18 protein-coding genes and 1 other annotated feature are annotated in these 18,672 nt (G+C 35.4%); of the genes, 17 read left to right on the top strand and 1 reads right to left on the bottom strand.

The annotated features are described in order from the left end of the window. The first annotated feature begins 93 nt into the window (after window positions 1-93). From CD29_RS20265 to mtnN, 15 genes are all read left to right on the top strand, one after another. Window positions 94-309 (top strand): hypothetical protein, encoded by a 216-nt coding sequence (locus tag CD29_RS20265; protein ID WP_211277457.1) that lies wholly within the window; start codon window positions 94-96, stop codon window positions 307-309. A gap of 776 nt (window positions 310-1,085) precedes the next feature. After that, window positions 1,086-1,310: a binding site (T-box leader), on the top strand. A gap of 189 nt (window positions 1,311-1,499) precedes the next feature. Then, window positions 1,500-4,160, top strand: coding sequence for an alanine--tRNA ligase (alaS, locus tag CD29_RS10715; protein WP_036186378.1), 2,661 nt, complete (start codon window positions 1,500-1,502; stop codon window positions 4,158-4,160). Between the two features lie 111 nt (window positions 4,161-4,271). Further along, window positions 4,272-4,541: an IreB family regulatory phosphoprotein gene (locus CD29_RS10710; RefSeq protein ID WP_036186375.1), complete on the top strand. Its 270-nt coding sequence runs from the start codon at window positions 4,272-4,274 to the stop codon at window positions 4,539-4,541. Between the two features lie 4 nt (window positions 4,542-4,545). Further along, window positions 4,546-4,974, top strand: coding sequence for a Holliday junction resolvase RuvX (ruvX, locus tag CD29_RS10705; RefSeq protein ID WP_036186372.1), 429 nt, complete (start codon window positions 4,546-4,548; stop codon window positions 4,972-4,974). Window positions 4,975-5,062: 88 nt separating this feature from the next. Next, the gene (locus CD29_RS10700; protein ID WP_036186370.1) at window positions 5,063-5,371 is read left to right on the top strand and encodes a DUF1292 domain-containing protein; all 309 of its coding nucleotides are present in this window, start codon (window positions 5,063-5,065) and stop codon (window positions 5,369-5,371) included. A 69-nt stretch (window positions 5,372-5,440) separates the two neighbouring features. Beyond that, window positions 5,441-5,962 carry a DUF1292 domain-containing protein gene (locus tag CD29_RS10695; protein WP_036186367.1) on the top strand — a complete coding sequence of 174 codons (522 nt, stop codon included), beginning with the start codon at window positions 5,441-5,443 and terminating at the stop codon, window positions 5,960-5,962. Between the two features lie 171 nt (window positions 5,963-6,133). After that, window positions 6,134-7,054 carry a nuclease-related domain-containing protein gene (locus tag CD29_RS10690; protein WP_036186365.1) on the top strand — a complete coding sequence of 307 codons (921 nt, stop codon included), beginning with the start codon at window positions 6,134-6,136 and terminating at the stop codon, window positions 7,052-7,054. A gap of 1,206 nt (window positions 7,055-8,260) precedes the next feature. Continuing rightward, complete coding sequence (mltG, locus tag CD29_RS10680) at window positions 8,261-9,352, top strand: endolytic transglycosylase MltG (protein WP_036186422.1); 1,092 nt, start codon at window positions 8,261-8,263, stop codon at window positions 9,350-9,352. 251 nt (window positions 9,353-9,603) lie between these two features. Further along, complete coding sequence (locus tag CD29_RS10675) at window positions 9,604-10,233, top strand: O-methyltransferase (protein ID WP_036186360.1); 630 nt, start codon at window positions 9,604-9,606, stop codon at window positions 10,231-10,233. 5 nt (window positions 10,234-10,238) lie between these two features. Then, a complete protein-coding gene (locus CD29_RS10670) occupies window positions 10,239-11,171 on the top strand; it encodes a peptidase U32 family protein (protein WP_036186357.1) in 933 nt (310 codons plus the stop codon). 15 nt (window positions 11,172-11,186) lie between these two features. After that, the gene (locus CD29_RS10665) at window positions 11,187-12,464 is read left to right on the top strand and encodes a peptidase U32 family protein (protein ID WP_036186354.1); all 1,278 of its coding nucleotides are present in this window, start codon (window positions 11,187-11,189) and stop codon (window positions 12,462-12,464) included. After that, window positions 12,464-13,102, top strand: a complete 639-nt coding sequence (gene udk, locus CD29_RS10660; RefSeq protein WP_036186352.1) for a uridine kinase — start codon at window positions 12,464-12,466, stop codon at window positions 13,100-13,102. Before CD29_RS10665 ends, udk begins: the two co-directional genes overlap by 1 nt. Before the next feature lie 250 nt (window positions 13,103-13,352). Beyond that, a complete protein-coding gene (greA, locus tag CD29_RS10655; RefSeq protein WP_081976221.1) occupies window positions 13,353-13,838 on the top strand; it encodes a transcription elongation factor GreA in 486 nt (161 codons plus the stop codon). A 205-nt stretch (window positions 13,839-14,043) separates the two neighbouring features. Then, window positions 14,044-14,808: a YrrS family protein gene (locus tag CD29_RS10650; RefSeq protein ID WP_036186349.1), complete on the top strand. Its 765-nt coding sequence runs from the start codon at window positions 14,044-14,046 to the stop codon at window positions 14,806-14,808. Between the two features lie 122 nt (window positions 14,809-14,930). Further along, window positions 14,931-15,623 (top strand): 5'-methylthioadenosine/S-adenosylhomocysteine nucleosidase, encoded by a 693-nt coding sequence (mtnN, locus tag CD29_RS10645; RefSeq protein WP_036186347.1) that lies wholly within the window; start codon window positions 14,931-14,933, stop codon window positions 15,621-15,623. 291 nt (window positions 15,624-15,914) lie between these two features. Here the strand turns inward: mtnN and sigK are convergent, their stop codons facing one another. Beyond that, entirely contained in the window at window positions 15,915-16,649 is a 735-nt protein-coding gene (gene sigK / locus CD29_RS10640) for an RNA polymerase sporulation sigma factor SigK (protein ID WP_197061755.1), read from the bottom strand. A gap of 373 nt (window positions 16,650-17,022) precedes the next feature. Between sigK and CD29_RS10635 the strand changes: the two genes are divergently transcribed. Both CD29_RS10635 and yqeH read left to right on the top strand, forming a co-directional pair. Next, window positions 17,023-17,544 (top strand): YqeG family HAD IIIA-type phosphatase, encoded by a 522-nt coding sequence (locus tag CD29_RS10635; RefSeq protein WP_036186344.1) that lies wholly within the window; start codon window positions 17,023-17,025, stop codon window positions 17,542-17,544. Then, window positions 17,541-18,644 (top strand): ribosome biogenesis GTPase YqeH, encoded by a 1,104-nt coding sequence (gene yqeH, locus CD29_RS10630; RefSeq protein ID WP_036186341.1) that lies wholly within the window; start codon window positions 17,541-17,543, stop codon window positions 18,642-18,644. The genes CD29_RS10635 and yqeH overlap by 4 nt, the downstream gene beginning before the upstream one ends. Window positions 18,645-18,672 lie beyond the last annotated feature (28 nt).

Here is an 18,672-nt window from a genome sequence, read left to right as displayed (position 1 = left end):
GGTGTGAGAGGTCGACTAGCCAAATAATGGCTAGTCTCCTACTCGATTAGGTTATATACAGGACCAGTGCAGGACTTGTTTCAAATAAAAATTATGAGATCTCTAAATAGTCAACCAACCTTAAAAAGTAAGTTCAAAGAGAACTCAATGTTTAAGTATCGTGCTAAGGCTTTGGATTCTCATAGAGGATATCAAACATGGCATAGACAATATGACGGCAGGGTTGTTAATTGGTTAGAGAATAATCCACGAGTTACAGAGCAACAATTTACAAAGTATTTAATGGCTTTCATCAACAACCTTGGTTAAAAGACAGAATGCCAAATGTAAATATAATAGAGGTGTGGGATGGATTTTTATGTATTTAACAAGGCTAACCGTTTCGAAGATGACATATATGCTTTTGGAGAACAAATTGACCTAAAAACAGGTGAATTCGAGGTATGTGTAGAGTGTAAATTACCTCTCGGGATGAGGGAGTGGCTCTCCCCAAGATAGATTAAACTCTCTAAAACTTGAGATTTTGTTTTTGGTACTTTCGCAACATTTCTTTGTTCTGAAAGATTTAAAGTCGCATATGAAAAATCAGGTCTTAGTGGGAAAATAGAATTTCAGGATGTTGTTAGCGAAAAGTAAACATTTCTTGTAAAGAAAAAGAAATGCTACCAAGTTATTATTATGTATGTAAAAATAAAGAGGAGGGGCAAAAATTGACGAGATAAAATTCAAACTATTTAGCGAACCTGTGAAGAACTTTGTGAAACCTGTAGAGTAGGCACGATAAAATCATTTGAAGCTAGTTATTTAGAAACTAATACTTGGAATGGCGATGATATTCTTTATCCAACCGGATTACCAGGGACAATAATAACTTCAAAGAGATTTTTTGATTTTATCTAGCAAATAGCTTTACAAACATTAGTTTAATTCCTTCAAGAGAATATAGTTCAAATTGGTAAAATTCAAAATGTTCTTATAAAAAGCCATAAAAGGGGTCAGCAACTATTACCTCTCCCCTCCGTCCCTAAAATTGGGTTATAATTGACACTTTTCTTTCATTCGCATATAATCTAGAACATAATATGAAAAACACTATGATGGAAAGAGTAAGTTTTTGCTTAACCGTTTCAGAAAGAGATTCCTTTGGCTGAAAGAATCTTACGAGAGCGTAACTGAAAGCTAATCCAGAGTGCAGCTAATCCCTGCCGTTCACTTACGTTACAGTGCTCGAGATATAAAAAATGTATCGTTTTGGATGCAATTTTTTATAACGAGGGTGGTACCGCGAGATAACAGTCTTCGTCCCTTATATGGGATGAGGGCTTTTTTTGTTTTCTTTCGCTGCTGTAAGGTGTTTGGCGGATATCGCTTGCATTTTGGCAGATTTAAAAGCAAACTTGGCGGAAATTTCGAGAAATTGGCGGATATCACATCGGTTTTGGCGGATATCAGTCGACCCGACTCTCAACATCATTAAACCAAATTAGGAGGAAATTAACATGAAAGCAACAGACATTCGCCGCAAATATTTAGAATTTTTTATTGAAAAAGGGCATGCACAAGAGCCTTCTGCATCTTTAGTGCCAATTAATGACCCTTCATTATTATGGATTAACTCAGGTGTTGCGACTTTGAAAAAATATTTTGATGGTCGTGTTATTCCAGACAATCCACGTATTACAAATGCACAAAAATCCATTCGTACAAACGATATTGAAAACGTAGGGAAAACTGCACGTCACCATACGTTTTTCGAAATGTTGGGGAACTTCTCTATCGGTGATTATTTCAAAAAAGAGGCAATTCATTTTGCTTGGGAATTTTTAACGGATTCAAAATGGTTAGGCTTTGATCCTGAAAAATTATCAATTACGATTCATCCAGAAGATGAAGAAGCTTATAACGTTTGGAAAAATGAAATTGGAATCCCTGAAGAACGTTTAATTCGAATTGAAGGGAACTTCTGGGATATCGGGGAAGGTCCATCTGGTCCAAACTCAGAAATTTTCTATGATCGCGGTCCTGAATACGGAAACGATGAAAATGATCCAGAACTATATCCAGGTGGAGAAAATGAACGTTACCTAGAAGTATGGAACTTAGTATTTTCACAATTTAATCATAATCCAGATGGTACTTATACTCCGCTTCCAAAACAAAATATTGATACAGGTATGGGACTTGAGCGTGTAGCTTCAGTTGTGCAAAATGTTCCTACAAACTACGATACAGACTTGTTCATGCCGATAATTGAGAAAATCGAACAATATGCAAACCGTAAATACAAACGTCCAGGTGAGATCGATTTACAAGAAATTTTCGGTAGTGCAGAAGATATTAACACGCCATTTAAAGTAATTGCTGACCACATTCGTACTGTTGCGTTTGCTATTGGAGATGGAGCACTTCCATCAAACGAAGGTCGTGGTTATGTATTACGTCGTCTATTACGTCGTGCAGTCCGTTATGCAAAACAAATGGGGATTGAAAAGCCATTTATGTTCGAATTAGTTCCAACTGTTGGTGAAATCATGAGCGACTTCTATCCAGAAGTGAAAGAAAAGCATGAATTTGTTGCGCGTGTTATTAAAAATGAAGAAGACCGTTTCCATGAAACTTTAGACGGTGGTTTATCTATACTTTCTGAAGTTATTGAGAAAGAAAAAGCGCGCGGTTTAACGGTAATCCCTGGTACGGATGCATTTAAGTTATATGACACATATGGCTTCCCAATCGAGTTAACGGAAGAATATGCAGAAGAAGCTGGTATGACAGTTGATCACGAAGGCTTTGAATTAGCAATGAACGAACAACGTGAACGTGCAAGAGCAGCTCGTGCAGATGTAGACTCAATGCAAGTGCAATCAGAAGTTCTAGCAAACTTAACAATGGAATCTAATTTTGTTGGTTATGAAACATTGCAAACTGAAACAACTGTAGTTGCGATGGTTGCAAATGGTGAAGCTGTTGAAGTTGCATCAGAAGGTGACGAAGTACTTGTTATTTTAGCTGAAACACCATTCTATGCTGAGATGGGTGGTCAAGTAGCAGACCACGGTACGATTTCAAATGATTCATTTAAAGCATTTGTAAAAGATGTTCAAAAAGCTCCAAATGGCCAATCATTACACACTGTAGTAGTTGAGTCTGGTGAAATGCATTTGAACAATAAAGTGTCTGCAGTTGTTGATCGTGCTGAGCGTAACTTAATCGTTAAAAACCATACGGCAACACATATCATGCAAAGTGCATTAAAAGATGTACTAGGCGAACATGTTAACCAAGCTGGTTCTTACGTAGGTCCTGATCGATTACGTTTTGACTTCTCACACTTTGGTGCTGCAACCAAAGAGGAATTAGAACGTATTGAACGTATAGTAAATGAAAAAATTTGGGAAGATATACAAGTAGTCATCGAAGAAATGCCAATTGCAGAAGCAAAAGCAATGGGTGCAATGGCACTTTTCGGCGAAAAATACGGAGACGTGGTACGTGTTGTTCAAGTAAGTGATTATTCTGTTGAACTTTGTGGTGGTATTCACGTTAATCGTACTTCAGAAATTGGATTGTTTAAAATTGTATCAGAAGGTGGTATTGGAGCTGGTACTCGCCGTATTGAAGCTGTTACAGGTAAAGCTGCATTTGAAGCTGTAAAAGAAGAACAACGTTTAATTGAGCAAACAGCTGCTATACTAAAAGCAAATCCAAAAGATCTAATTCACCGTGTTGAAAATTTACAACATGATCTAAAAGAGCTACAACGTGAAAATGAATCGTTATCACAAAAAATTGCTAATGCTCAAGCTGGGGAAGTATTAAATGCAGTTGAGAAAATTGGAGATGTGTCAGTACTTTCAACTCGTGTAGAAGCAAAAGATAACAACCAACTTCGCCAAATGATGGACGATTTAAAAGAAAAATTGGATCATGCAGTAATCGTACTAGGTGCAGTAGACGGAGATAAAGTAATGTTGTGTGCAGGGGTAACGAAAGACATAGTTGGCGGTAACTATCATGCAGGGAATATTGTAAAGCAAGTGGCTGAACTTTGTGGTGGTCGCGGAGGTGGTCGTCCAGATATGGCGATGGCTGGTGCGAAAGAAGTGTCAAAACTTGATGAAGCTCTTCAATCTGTGTATGATTACGTTAAATCAATTTAACTTTAGATTTATTATTATAAATTCATTTAACTCTCTAGCAAGAATGGGTTATAATAGAAAAAAATGGGGAGGCTTTTGGTCTCCCTTATCTTCGAGAGCGAGGTGCTGGTCTTGAGTTCGTTTGATCAAACAATGAAATTCAGTTTTCCAGAAGAATCGATGGAGCAAGAAGTGAAGCAAGTTTTATTAAAGGTATACTCATCTTTAGAAGAAAAAGGGTATAATCCTACTAATCAAATTGTTGGGTATTTATTATCAGGTGACCCTGCATACATCCCTCGCCATCAGGACGCACGTAATTTAATTCGTAAGCTCGAACGAGATGAAATTTTAGAAGAGCTTGTAAAATTTTATATCAGAAAGAATAACGAGGCAAAATAGTAAAATGAGAATTATGGGTTTAGACGTAGGGTCTAAAACAGTTGGTATCGCTATTAGTGATGCGCTAGGTTGGACTGCACAAGGTATCGAAACCATCCAAATTAACGAAGACGAAGGCGAGTTCGGCATTGAAAGAATAAAAGAACTTGTTAAAGAATATGCTATTACGGAATTTGTTGTTGGTCTACCTAAAAACATGAATAACACAATTGGTCCACGTGGTGAAGCATCACAAAGTTACAAAAAGTTGTTAGAAGATACGTTTGGTTTTCCTGTAAAGCTTTGGGATGAACGTTTAACTACGATGGCAGCTGAACGAATGCTTATCGAAGCAGACGTTAGTAGAAAGAAACGTAAAAAAGTAATCGATAAAATGGCGGCTGTCATGATCCTACAAGGATATTTAGATAGTAAAGGTTCGTCTTTATTTTAAGATAACCTTTAATTAAAGATGCATTGCATCTAGAAATACAAATAGCTTTACTAACAGGAAGTTTATATTAATAGAAGAGGTGACCAATATGGTACATGAACACGATCACGATCACCGTCACATTACTATTGTTGACGAAGATGGAAATGAACAATTATGCGAAGTTATTTACACGTTTGACTCAGAAGAATTTGGAAAGTCTTATGTTTTATACTCATTAGTTGGGGCAGAAGAAGATGCAGAAGGCCAAATTGAAATTTTTGCTTCAGCATTCACACCTTCTGAAAATGGGGAAGACGGAGAGCTAGAACCAATTGAAACAGAAGCAGAATGGGATTTAATCGAGGAAGTATTAAATACTCTTGAAGACGAATTAGACGACGAAGACGAAGAATAATCTTATATAAAAGGTAGGCAAGTTTGCCTACCTTTTTTTAAGGATACTGAAAGTTTGGAGGAGTGCAAAATGGAAGAACAATTAATTACAGTAGTAACGGAAGACGGAAGTGAGCAACAAGGCAAGGTCGTTTTTACATTTGATTCGGATGAGCATTCATATGTACTTTATTCATTAATTGATGAAAATGGAGAAGAAAGTACAGAAGTATCCGCACTCCGCTATGAATTAGATGACAATGGTGAAATGACTAATTTTGCATCATTAGAAACAGAAGAAGAATGGCAAATGGTAGAAGAAGTATTAAACACGTTGGTTCATGAATTTACAGATGATTTAACGAATTTCTTCACAATAACTGATGATGAGGGTGAAGAAGTCATCTGTGAAATTCTACATCGATTTGAATTGAAGGAATACAACAGGTCTTATATCCTCTATACCTTTGCTGACGATGAAGAAGCGTCAGAGATTTTTGCAGCTGCATTTATTGCTGGTGAAAATGGTGAAGTGGTTGACCTAATTCCAATTGATTCTGACGAAGAATGGGCAGCAGTAGAAAATGAACTTGATGTAATTTCTGGAAGATAAAAATTATAGTTTGTAATGAGAAAAGCTGCAATCTGCATTGATTGTGGCTTTTTTGTTATGTTTTATGTTGTAAATTTTTATTATGGAATTTCCCCTTGATTATTTAATGAAACTTAATAGAATAAGAGTTGGAAGATTCTACTAATAATATGAGTGAGGTGTGAGATTTATTTGATTTTAAAAAATAGAGAAAAATCTCGTGAATTATTGATGATTGAATCACTGAACAATCGTATGAAATTATCAGGGAAAGACAAAACTCACTTTTACAATCTGAAAAAGGGATTTGAGGGAGAGGTATTGTTTGATCGATATATTGTTGAATTCGTTAAGTGCGATTGTCTTGTGATTAATGATTTACTTCTGCAAGTGAATCAAACTACGTTTCAGATTGATTCCCTGATGATTATCTCAGATTGTCTAATCGTGTTTGAAGTGAAGAATTTTGAAGGGGATCATTATTACGAAGCGGAGTCAGATAAACTTTATACGAATTCGCGCGATGTTGAAATTGTGAATCCCCTCGGCCAATTAATGCGCGCGGAAACGCTGTTGCGCAAGCTGCTTCAAAATAACGGATTCACCTTACCCATAAAATCCACCATTGTTTTTGTTAACCCAGCATTTACCTTGTATCAAGCCCCCATGAATAAACCTTTTGTATTTCCGACGCAAATTACTCAATTATTAACACAGCTAGATTCAAAACCATCACGAATGACGAATAAACATAAAATTTTAGCGGATAAATTATTGTCATTGGATTTATTAGATTCCCCTTTCAAGCAAATACCTGAATACGAATATGATCATTTAAAAAAAGGGATAACTTGTGCAGTATGTAGTTCATTTTCGTTGGTGGTTGAAGGGCAAAGTTGCGTTTGCTTGAGTTGTGACCATAAAGAATCGGTGACTTCAGCTGTGTTGCGGAGTGTTGGTGAGTTTCGGTTGCTTTTTCCGGAGCGGAAGGTTACAACAATGGCGATTTATGACTGGTGCGGTGGGGTTGTGGAGTCGAGGAAGAGGATTCAGAGGATTTTAGACACCAACCTTAAGATGGTAGGAAAGTTTCGGTGGGCTAGTTTTGAGTGATATGTGGAATTTTTGTAATTTCTATGGGATTTTTTTAATTTATACTTACTGTTTTGTCTCGTAGAGCACTCCTACGGGACTTTTCTCGCTGTGATTCTCCCGCTAATGTCCAATAGAACGCTTCTACGAGACATTTCTTGCTCGGTTTCTTCTTCATTTGTCTCATAGAATGCTTCTACGAGACATTTCTCGCTTGGATCCTTCCTCATTTGTCTCATAGAATGCTTCTACGAGACATTTCTTGCTTGGGTTCTTCTGTATTTGTCTCATAGAAAGCTTCTACGGGACATTTCTCGCTTGGATCCTTCCTCATTTGTCTCATAGGGTGCTTCACACTTCTACGAGACATTTCATGCTCGGTTTTTTCTTCATTTGTCACATAGAGTGCTTCTACGAGACATCTCTTGCTGACATTCTTCCGCAATTGTCTCATAGAACGCTTCTACGGGACATTTCTTGCTCGGTTTTTTCTTCATTTGTCTCATAGAGTGCTTCTACGAGACATCTCTTGCTGACATTCTTCCGCAATTGTCTCAAAGAGCGCTACTACGGGACATTTCTCGCTTAGTTACTTCCGCAATTGTCTCATAGAGCGCTACTACGGGACATTTCTCGCTCAGTTACTTCCGTATTTGTCTCATAGAACGCTTCTCATGGACAATTCTACTTTAAATTTGAACACAACTGTCAATGAGGTGTAATCCATGGATAATTTGTGTTTGTGGAATCAAATAATCTCAAACTCCTCTAAAATATTTCTAATCCAATTATGAAAATTCTATATCGAACTAAAAAAACAAAAAGAAAATAATTCTATTCAAAATAAACCAACGAAAAATAACCTCCTCACTTTTCACCGTGGCCAAATTTGACACACGACATAGTCAAAATTAAGTGAAATCTGCACATAATAATAAATATGTCGTGTGTTGATTTTGTCAGTGGAGGAATTTAGCAATATTAAAAATGGTACTGTGAATCGGCACTCCGAAAAAAATCATACGATGAAAATTATTATTGGATGAATTTGGAATATATTAATATTTGTTTGGGAATAGTAAAAATGACGAATTTTATTCAATTCAAAAAATTACAAAATAAAACCTATGAAAGATGATTTGAATATTTCATAGTTTCTATGTATCATATTAAAAGGTGTAAGGGGGGATACCCGTGGAAAATGAGAAAGAAGATAAAAAACAAGAAATGTTTAAGAAAGTTAAACAACGTAAACAAGAAGGTAGAACTGTTAGAAAAATAGTTGGATTTACTTCATTAGCAATTATTCTAATCATAGGAATCGTAGCATTTGCTGGATATACTTATATTCAATCTGCTCTTGAGCCTGTTGATCCAGAAGCTACTACTGGAATTGAAGTGGAAATTCCAATTGGATCAAGTTTAACAACGATTGCAAAGATTCTACAAGAAAATGGAATTATAAAAGATGCGCAAATTTTTAAATATTATACAAAATTTAAAAATGAATCTGATTTCCAAGCTGGTAATTATACGATGACTCAAAGTATGACATTAGATGAAATAATCGAGAGTTTAAAAACTGGAAGGGTTTATCGTGAACCAGTATTTACAGTTACTGTTCCAGAAGGGTTAACACTTGAACAGATTGCTAATGTTATCGAAAAAAATACAGAGTTTACAGCTGATGAATTTATGAAGAAAGTAACGAAACCTGAATTTGTCGAGAGTATGATAGGCACATATCCTGAACTAATTACGGAAGATATATTAAATGAGAATATCCGTTTTGCATTAGAAGGTTATTTATATCCAGCAACTTATTCTTTCTATGAGGAGAATCCATCCTTAGAAGAAATAATAAAAACAATGATCTCTCAAACTGAGGAAGTATTAAAAGGTTATAGTGCGTTACTAGAAGAAAAACAAATGACAGTTCACGAATTGTTAACATTTGCTTCACTTTTAGAAGAAGAAGCAACTGCCCAAACAGACCGTGAGACGATTGCAAGTGTTTTCTATAATCGACTTGAGATAGGTATGCCATTACAAACAGACCCTACTGTACTGTATGCATTAGGATCTCATAAAGATCAAGTGCTCTATGAAGATTTAAAAGTAGAAAATCCATATAACACGTATGTTATTAACGGATTACCACCAGGGCCAATTGCAAATGCTGGGAAAACTTCGATAGAAGCTGTGTTAAATCCAACAAAAACAGAGTATTTATATTTCTTAGCGGATAAAGAGGGTACAAATCATTTCGCAAAAACCTATGATGAACATTTGAAAAATATAGATACTTATTTACGTTAATTCTATGAGGAAAACGATATTTCAACTATTTCTATGAAATTTAATTCATAGTTAATTAATAGAGAAATATTCGCTTTCCTTTTCTTTTCGTGATATCATATATTGTGATTTTTTTAAAATATACTATTTTTAAAAACCAACTATTTTTTTACTTTTTTAGCTGTTACTCTCTGCTAAGAAGATTCAAACTCGACCACTTTGCGGTCGAGTTTGCTATGTGCAAATAACTTTCTGAAGGGAACTTGAGCCAAATGGAGTTTTCAAATGCTTATATAGAGTCCTTTATTAAACCAAGAAATGATTTGCTCGTTGAAATGGAGTCTTTCGCTAATGAAAACCATGTGCCGATTATGCAACTGCCGGGAATAGAAGTGCTAAATCAAATCCTCCGCATACAAAAGCCAAAAACTATATTAGAGATTGGTACAGCAATTGGTTATTCAGCAATCCGAATGGCACTTGCATTACCTGGAAGTACTATTGTAACGATTGAAAGGGATGCTGAACGCGTAAAATTAGCAAGAGATTTTATATCACGTTCGGAAGTTGCAAATCAAATTACGGTTATTGAAGGCGACGCGTTAGAAGTGGATGTTACATCGAACACTACTTTTGATGCTGTTTTTATTGATGCCGCAAAAGGCCAATACATGCGCTTTTTTGAAAAATATTCACCACTAGTACCTTCAGGTGGTGTTTTGTATATCGATAATATGTACATGCACGGCTTATCTGACTTGAAATTAGAAGATGTACCAAGAAGAAAACGAACTATGATTCGTAATTTAAGAACTTTTGCTGACTGGATAATGAATCATGATGAGTATGAGAGCTCGTTTTTCCCTGTTGGCGATGGTTTATTAATTTGTTTGAAGAGGTGAAAGGAATGTCAAAACCAGAATTATTGGTTACCCCTAAATCAGTAGATCATATAAAAGCTTTACTATCTGCTGGGGCAGATGCGTTTGTTATTGGTGAGCAACAGTTTGGATTGCGTTTAGCAGGAGAATTTACAGTACAACAAGTAAAAGAAGCAACTGAATTGGTACATGCATCAAACAAAAAAGTTTATGTAGCAGTAAATGCTCTTTTCCATAACGATCGTTTAGATGCATTAGATGTGTATTTAAAAGAAATGCAAAAGATCGGTGTAGATGCAATAATTTTTGGAGACCCTGCTGTATTAGTTGCTGTACGAGAGCTAGGAATTACGATTCCATTACACTGGAATCCCGAAACTACAGCTACAAACTGGTTCCAGGCTAATTATTGGGCTGAACGTGGAGCGAAAAGAGCTGTTCTTGCCCGTGAATTATCTTTAGATGAAATCGTAGAAATTAAAGAAAATTCAAAATCAGAAATCGAAGTTCAGGTTCATGGAATGACTTGTATGTTCCAATCGAAACGTAAATTATTAGGTAACTATTTCTTATATCGTGGAGAAGCGATGGAAATTGAAAATCGCAAAGAAAACAAAAATATGTTTTTACACGATAAAGAGCGAAAAAATAAGTATCCAATTTATGAAGATTTAAATGGAACTCATATTTTTTCACCAAATGATATGTGTTTAATTGATGAATTAACGGAACTTTTTGAAGCAGGCATTGACACATTGAAATTTGACGGGGTGCTTCAAACGGAAGAATATATAACAACAGTAACAAATATTTATCGCCAGGCAATCGATGCATATTTTGACCAAGGCGAAGATGCATATGAAGACTTAAAAGATGATCTACTTGAGAAAATTGAAGGAATTCAACCACCATTACGTCCTCTAGATACAGGATTTGTCTTCAAAGAAACAGTTTACTAAGAAAGGAGCGTAACTATGCTACAGTTAATACAAAATGATAAAATTCGTGAAACAGTAAATGGAAAGACTGTAATTACTAAAAAACCTGAGTTACTTGCCCCAGCTGGTAGTTTAGAAAAGTTAAAAGTAGCCGTACATTACGGTGCGGATGCGGTATTTATCGGCGGTCAGGAATTTGGATTACGCTCCAATGCAGGTAACTTCTCAATTGAGGAAATGCGTGAAGGCGTAGAATTTGCACAAAAATATGGTGCAGTTGTATATGTGACAACTAATATTTTTGCGCACAATGAAAATATGTCTGGTCTTGAAGAATACTTACAAGCAATCGAAGATGTAGGAGTAAAGGGAATTATTGTTGCAGACCCTTTAATCATTGAAACATGCCGCCGTGTTGCTCCAAAATTAGAAATTCACCTTTCTACTCAACAGTCCTTATCAAACTGGAAAGCAGTGAAGTACTGGAAACAAGAAGGACTGCATCGAGTGGTTTTAGCTCGTGAAGTTGGGGCTGAAGAAATGCGCAAAATGAAAGAAGAAGTAGATATCGAAATCGAAGCATTTGTTCATGGAGCAATGTGTATTGCTTATTCTGGTCGTTGTGTACTTTCAAATCACATGACTGCACGTGATTCAAACCGCGGAGGTTGCTGTCAATCTTGTAGGTGGGACTACGATTTATATGAGAACGTGGATGGCGAAGAAGTTGCGTTATTCGAAGAAGGAGACGCACCATTTGCTATGAGTCCAAAAGACTTAAAACTCATCGAATCAATTCCACATATGATTGAGCTTGGCATTGACTCATTAAAAGTTGAAGGACGTATGAAATCTATCCACTATATTGCGACTGTTATTTCTGTATATCGAAAAGTAATTGATGCATACTGTGCAGATCCTGAAAACTTTACAATAAAAAAAGAATGGCTAGAAGAACTCGATCGTTGTGCAAACCGTGCAGCAGCATCTAGCTTTTTTGAAGGTGAACCAAGCTATAAACAACAAATGTTTGGATTTGCACCATCAAAAATGAAATGGGATTTTGCAGGTCTAGTTTTAGATTATAACGAAGAAACACAAATGGTCACATTACAACAACGAAACTACTTTAAACAAGGTGACACTATCGAATTTTTCGGTCCAGAAATTGAAAGCTTTAAAATGGAAGTTGGTCAAATTTGGAACGATAAAGGTGAAGAAATTGAAGTAGCAAATCATCCGCTACAAATCGTTACATTTAAAGTAGATCGCTCGTTGTTTAAAAACAACATGATGCGAAAGGAGAACAAATAATGGTAAAAAAGCGCCCTTTAGTAATAGGGATTGCAGGAGGATCATGCTCTGGTAAGACGAGTGTGACGAACTCTATCTATGATGTATTCCGCCAGCATTCTGTTGTAGTCATTGAACAAGATTACTACTATAAAGACCAAAGTCATATGTCTTTTTCAGAACGTTTAAATACAAACTATGATCATCCATTAGCTTTTGATAACGATTTATTAATTGAACATATACATCATTTGTTAAATCATGAACCAATCGATAAGCCTGTATATGATTATGTTCAACATACACGTTCTAGTGAAATCATTCATGTTGAACCAAAAGACGTCATTATACTAGAAGGTATACTAGTTTTAGAAGACGAACGTTTACGTAACTTGATGGATATTAAGATTTTTGTTGATACGGATGCAGATATACGTATTATTAGACGCATTGAGAGAGATATTAAAGAACGTGGGAGAACGATCGATTCAGTGATTGAGCAATATATGAGCGCTGTCCGTCCAATGCATAATTCATTCATCGAACCAACGAAAAGATATGCTGATCTAATTATTCCAGAGGGCGGGGAGAATGAAGTAGCAATCGATCTATTGGTTACAAAAATTAAAACTATTCTTGAAACTACGACCATTCTATAATATGATGAGTAAAGTATTGGTATTATTTACATGTAATTTACAAAGTATAATAAATGCAACATAACAATATTCCAAATTGAAATTCGGTTCTTGGATAAGCATATTGAAAAAAACATTCTAGATGAAGTTTTCCTTTCATATGCTTATTTCAATAACCGGGTTTTATACTATGCACGCGTAATTGTAGAAAAATGAAAACGCTTAGCTAGAACTGGTGTATTTAATGTGAGGAATTAAGGAGTGAAGTATTTTGGTAAACGAAAAACAATACCCAATGACTTTAGCAGGTAAACAAAAACTTGAGGAAGAATTAGAAAATCTTATTACGGTAAAACGTAAAGAAGTAGTAGAACGTATAAAAATCGCACGTAGCTTCGGTGACCTATCTGAAAACTCTGAGTATGATTCAGCAAAAGAAGAACAAGGATTTGTTGAAGGACGTATTTCAACTATTGAATCTATGCTTCGTAATGCAATTATCATCGAAGAAACTGAAGGCGAAAGCGATATTGTTACATTGGGTAAAACTGTGAAATTTGTTGAACTTCCAGATGGTGAGGAAGAAGAATATACTATCGTAGGTTCTGCTGAAGCAGATCCATTTGAAGGTAAAATCTCTAACGATTCTCCAATTGCTAGAGCGTTATTAGGACGCAAAGTAGAAGATGTTGTTAAGTTAACAACACCTGGTGGAGATATGGAAGTACGAATTGTTTCAATTAGTACAGCTAAGTAAACAATATTGTTGGCAACCTATTGCCAGCAGTTAAGATGATAAATGAAAAAAAGTCGACAACATTACTAGTTAGTTTGTCGACTTTTTCAATTCCAATTTTAAAATATTTAAAATACTAAATTGACGTTAAAATTTGATTACAATTAAGCTTTTTAAATACAGTACTGTTAAAATGATAATGATGTAACATGAAGGGGGACTATCGATGTCAAATCGAGATCGTGATTTTTTAACTCGGACTGAAAGTAAAAAAAGATCAAATAGAACTCAAGGTCGAAAAAAATTAGATCGCCTACTAAACGTACTCATTGCAGTTGTAGCGGTATTAATCATTATTAACTTATATTTTGTTTTCTCAAATAATGAAGAAAAAACAGATGTAACAAACGAAGTAGATTCAACTCAAACTTCTAACAAAGATGCAGAAAATAAAGAACAACAGCAACATAATGATTCGAATTCTGGTGAAACGGATACTAATAGTACAGGTAACGGGGAATCAGCAGGGAATTCTTCCGCTAATTCAAGTACAACTAAGGATAATAGTGAAGAAAACAGCTCATCCGATCAAGTTGCAAATGAAGATGGAAATGAGTCACAAAACCAAGTTCCTACGAATGCTGAGTCATTAATTGTACAAGATTCTGACGATCCATTAGTAGACCAAGTTATCATTGATCCAAATTGGCAAGTGACACCTACAACCCAAACTGGCGAGCATGTATCAACTTACCAGGATGGTCATATCGATTATGAAGAGAAAAAATTAACATTCCAAAATGCTGTGGGCTTAGAAAAAGACAACATTATTTATTGGCGTATTAATAATAATGGTAGTAGTGAAACCTCAATCGCTGTTGTATCTTCTAAAGATTTACAGTCAAAATATCGAATAAGTATTGAATGGATGCCAAATCAAGGCTGGAAACCAGTAAAAGTGGAAATATTGAATGAATTAGAAGGTGCATAACAGTATTCTGTTAATCTCAATTTGCAATAAAAGCAGCGCAAGAGGTGCTAGTCCACCAATGCGATTTTGATTAATTTTTAGTTATTAACCTTTTAATATCATTACATCATGGAGGACATTATATGAAAATTGCAGTTATCGGAGCAATGGAAGAAGAAGTAGAATTATTAAGAAATGAATTAAGTGATACGGAAGTAAAAACTATTGCTAATAGTGAATTTACAACTGGTACATATAATGGTAAAGAAGTGGTACTTTTAAAAAGTGGTATTGGTAAAGTGAATGCTGCAATGGGTACAACGGTATTGTTATATGAATTTAAGCCGGATGTTGTCATTAATACAGGTTCTGCAGGTGGATATGATCCTACTTTAGAGGTAGGTGCAGTAGTTATATCCGACGAGGTACGTCATCACGATGTTGACGTAACAATATTTAATTATGAAATTGGGCAAGTCCCACAAATGCCTGCTGCATTCAAAGCGGACGAACATTTGATGAATGTAGCAAAAGAAGCTGTTTCAGAAATAGGCGAACATCAATATGCTCTAGGACTTATTTGTTCAGGGGATTCCTTTATGAATGATCCGAAAAGAGTGGAGATGGTTAGAGAGCATTTTCCTACTATGAAGGCAGTCGAAATGGAAGCTGCAGCAGTAGCACAAGTATGTCATCAATTTGGAAAGCCGTTTGTTGTTATTCGTGCATTGTCTGATATTGCTGGAAAAGAATCGAATATTAGTTTTGATGAGTTTTTACCTGTTGCCGCAAAACATTCTACTGAAATTGTCCTAAAAACTATATCTAAATTATAATTAGAATATTTGTCGAAATTGTCTTGAAAAAAATTTTCATAATTCAAGAGTTTTCTTAATTCAACTTGACTATGTGAAAAATTTAACAGTAATATATAGTTGCAGATGTTACGATATTAATATCAAATAGTCCTGAGGAGGGGAAGCATAAATGTTATTTATCATGGCTGGTTCAGTAATTATTACTGCAGTAATTGGTATTGTTGCTTATTTCGGTACAACTGAGGAAACAACATTTTAGTATCCGCTAAAACGGCTCATTTAAGACATTTCGTCTTAAATGAGCCATTTTTATTGGACATCATTTTTCTCTTTTTCTTTTTCTTGTTGTATTTGGTTGTGTTTAAATTGTTGGTATAACTTAACTAGTGCTCGTTTTTCTATTCTAGAAACGTAACTTCTTGAGATCTTTAGTTTTTTTGCTATTTCTTTTTGTGTTAGTGGATCATTATTATTAAGCCCATATCTAAAGACAATGATCTCAAGCTCCCTAGATTCAAGTGTGTTTAAATATTCATAAAGTTGTTCAAAGCTCTCTTTTTGCTCAATGACATCTATAGCGGGTTGTTCATCCATTTGAAGTAGGTCACGGATTTGCAAAGATTGACCTTCTTTATCCACTCCGATAGGTTCAAACAATGAAACGTCTTTTTGTACTTTTTTCTGTGCCCGAAGATGCATTAAAATTTCATTTTCAATACACCTTGCTGCGTATGTTGCAAGGCGCGTTTTTTTATCAGGTGTGTAACTGCTTACTGCTTTCATTAATCCAATCGTACCAATTGAAATATAATCATCTAATTGCTCGTGTGCAGGATGGAATTTCTTTACAACGTGCGCGACGAGTCTCATGTTTCGCTCGATTAAATCAAGTCGAGCTTGTTCATCACCAGCCATAAAACGTTCGATTGCCTTTGCCTCTTCTTCTTTAGTAAAAGGCTTATGAAAAGCCTGACCCTTAAGATATCCAAGGAAAGAAGGAATATCTAACCAAAGCTGCATAAGTGAAGCAAAGATTCCGCCCAAGGAAAGTCATCCTTTCTACCTTTTTCGACATTATATGATTTTTACTGGGTGAAAATGAAAATACTTTATGAAAAGAGAAGAAAAATATTATACAATAGAAAATTGAATTTCATGTCAATTTCTGTTGTATTGCCTATTATATGCAAGAAATGACAGGGTGACGATAGGACAACCTATTCTCTTATGATATAATCTAAAAATAAAGTGAACGTTCAACCAGTCGTTTCAAGTGCTGGTTGTGGTTTAGCCCACAGGATGTGGCAATTTTTAGTCTGTATATAAGCGCGGACTTTGACAAACAGGTGGACCTAAATTGCTAAAAAGGATCATTCTGTTGTTTAATAAAAGATAAAAGATTTGAGGGGTATTATCGTTGTATAATTTTTTATTACCAAAAGAGTTTGTTACTTCTGTTTATGAAATAACAGCAGAAAAATTGAAGAAATTAGGGATTAAAGGTATTATTACTGACCTAGATAATACATTAATTGAATGGGATCGACATGATGCAACTGAAGAGATTGCGCATTGGCTTAAAGAAATGGAAGATGCAGGAATTAAAGTAATTATCGCATCTAACAATAATGAAGAACGTGTTAAACGATTTGCAGAACCTCTAGGCATTCCATTTATCTTCAAGGCAAGAAAGCCATTAGGTGCTGCTTATTTAGCTGCATTAAAGCAAATTAAACTAGATCGTAAAGAAGTAGTAATGGTAGGAGACCAATTACTAACTGATATTATGGGTGCGAATCGTTTAAAATTATATACCATCTTAGTTCGACCTGTGGCTGAATCCGATGGTATGGTGACGAAATTTAATCGTTTTGTTGAACGACGTGTATTTAACTCATTAAAACGTAGAGGTATTAAAACTTGGGAGGAAAAAGAATGACAGAAGTGCTACATTGCATTGGTTGTGGTGCAGTAATTCAAACAGAAAATAAAAATGAAGTAGGATATACACCACCTTCCTCAATCGATAAGGAAACAGTTATTTGCCAACGATGTTTCCGTTTAAAAAACTACAACGAAATTCAACCTGTTACATTAACTTCCGATGACTTTTTGCGAATTCTAAACGGCCTTGGTGAACAAGAAGGTCTGATTGTGAAAATTGTCGATATTTTCGATTTCAATGGCAGCTGGCTTCCTGGACTTCATCGTTTTGTAGGAAACAATCCAGTGTTGTTAGTTGCAAACAAAGTAGATTTACTTCCTAAATCAGTTAAACCAAGTAAAGTCATTAACTGGATTAAGAGGGAAGCAAAAAGTCTAGGATTACAGCCGATTGATGTGTTGTTAGTAAGCGCTCATAAAGGGACTGGGATAGCAGAAGTTGTACAAGCTATCGAACAATATAGAAAAAAGAAAAACGTTTACGTAGTAGGTAGTACAAATGTTGGAAAATCAACATTTATTAATCGTATTATTAAACAAGCAACAGGTGAAGGTAATGTTATTACGACATCACATTTCCCTGGCACAACGCTAGATATGATAGAAATCCCATTAGATGACGGTGCATCACTTTTTGATACGCCTGGAATTATTAATCATCATCAAATGGCCCACCATATTGATGCGAGTGAATTAAAATATATTACACCAAAAAAAGAAATAAAGCCGAAAGTGTATCAGCAAAACCCAGGACAAACCTTGTTTATTGGTGCTTTGGCTAGATTTGATTTCATTAAAGGGGAAAGATCTGCCTTTACTGTTCATGTGGCAAATGACTTACCTATTCATCGTACGAAACTTGAAAAAGCAGACCAATTATACGAAGAACATAAAGGTGAATTATTAGCCCCTCCAACTTCAAAACATATTGAAAAATTACCTGAACTTGTTCGCCATGAATTTTCAATTAAGGAAGGAAAAACGGATGTCGTTATTTCTGGATTGGGTTGGATTACAGTACAACACCCGAATGTAGTTGTTGCTGTTCATGCCCCAAAAGGTGTAGAGGTGTTTATTCGTCCTTCATTGATTTAACTTCATTTTTAAAAGCATGACATTTAAA

Origin of the sequence: Ureibacillus manganicus DSM 26584 (genome assembly GCF_000772945.1) — a bacterium.
Lineage (GTDB): Bacteria > Bacillota > Bacilli > Bacillales_A > Planococcaceae > Ureibacillus > Ureibacillus manganicus.
Note: the sequence above shows the minus strand (reverse complement) of the source record. Positions and strands in the feature narration are given on the sequence as shown.

What these genes read in the sequence shown, in the direction of transcription:
- CD29_RS20265 (WP_211277457.1), top strand. Translation starts at nt 94, where the DNA reads ATGAGATCTCTAAATAGTCAACCAACCTTAAAAAGTAAGTTCAAAGAG.
- alaS (WP_036186378.1), top strand. Translation starts at nt 1,500, where the DNA reads ATGAAAGCAACAGACATTCGCCGCAAATATTTAGAATTTTTTATTGAA.
- ruvX (WP_036186372.1), top strand. Translation starts at nt 4,546, where the DNA reads ATGAGAATTATGGGTTTAGACGTAGGGTCTAAAACAGTTGGTATCGCT.
- CD29_RS10700 (WP_036186370.1), top strand. Translation starts at nt 5,063, where the DNA reads ATGGTACATGAACACGATCACGATCACCGTCACATTACTATTGTTGAC.
- CD29_RS10695 (WP_036186367.1), top strand. Translation starts at nt 5,441, where the DNA reads ATGGAAGAACAATTAATTACAGTAGTAACGGAAGACGGAAGTGAGCAA.
- mltG (WP_036186422.1), top strand. Translation starts at nt 8,261, where the DNA reads ATGTTTAAGAAAGTTAAACAACGTAAACAAGAAGGTAGAACTGTTAGA.
- CD29_RS10675 (WP_036186360.1), top strand. Translation starts at nt 9,604, where the DNA reads ATGGAGTTTTCAAATGCTTATATAGAGTCCTTTATTAAACCAAGAAAT.
- CD29_RS10670 (WP_036186357.1), top strand. Translation starts at nt 10,239, where the DNA reads ATGTCAAAACCAGAATTATTGGTTACCCCTAAATCAGTAGATCATATA.
- CD29_RS10665 (WP_036186354.1), top strand. Translation starts at nt 11,187, where the DNA reads ATGCTACAGTTAATACAAAATGATAAAATTCGTGAAACAGTAAATGGA.
- udk (WP_036186352.1), top strand. Translation starts at nt 12,464, where the DNA reads ATGGTAAAAAAGCGCCCTTTAGTAATAGGGATTGCAGGAGGATCATGC.
- CD29_RS10650 (WP_036186349.1), top strand. Translation starts at nt 14,044, where the DNA reads ATGTCAAATCGAGATCGTGATTTTTTAACTCGGACTGAAAGTAAAAAA.
- mtnN (WP_036186347.1), top strand. Translation starts at nt 14,931, where the DNA reads ATGAAAATTGCAGTTATCGGAGCAATGGAAGAAGAAGTAGAATTATTA.
- yqeH (WP_036186341.1), top strand. Translation starts at nt 17,541, where the DNA reads ATGACAGAAGTGCTACATTGCATTGGTTGTGGTGCAGTAATTCAAACA.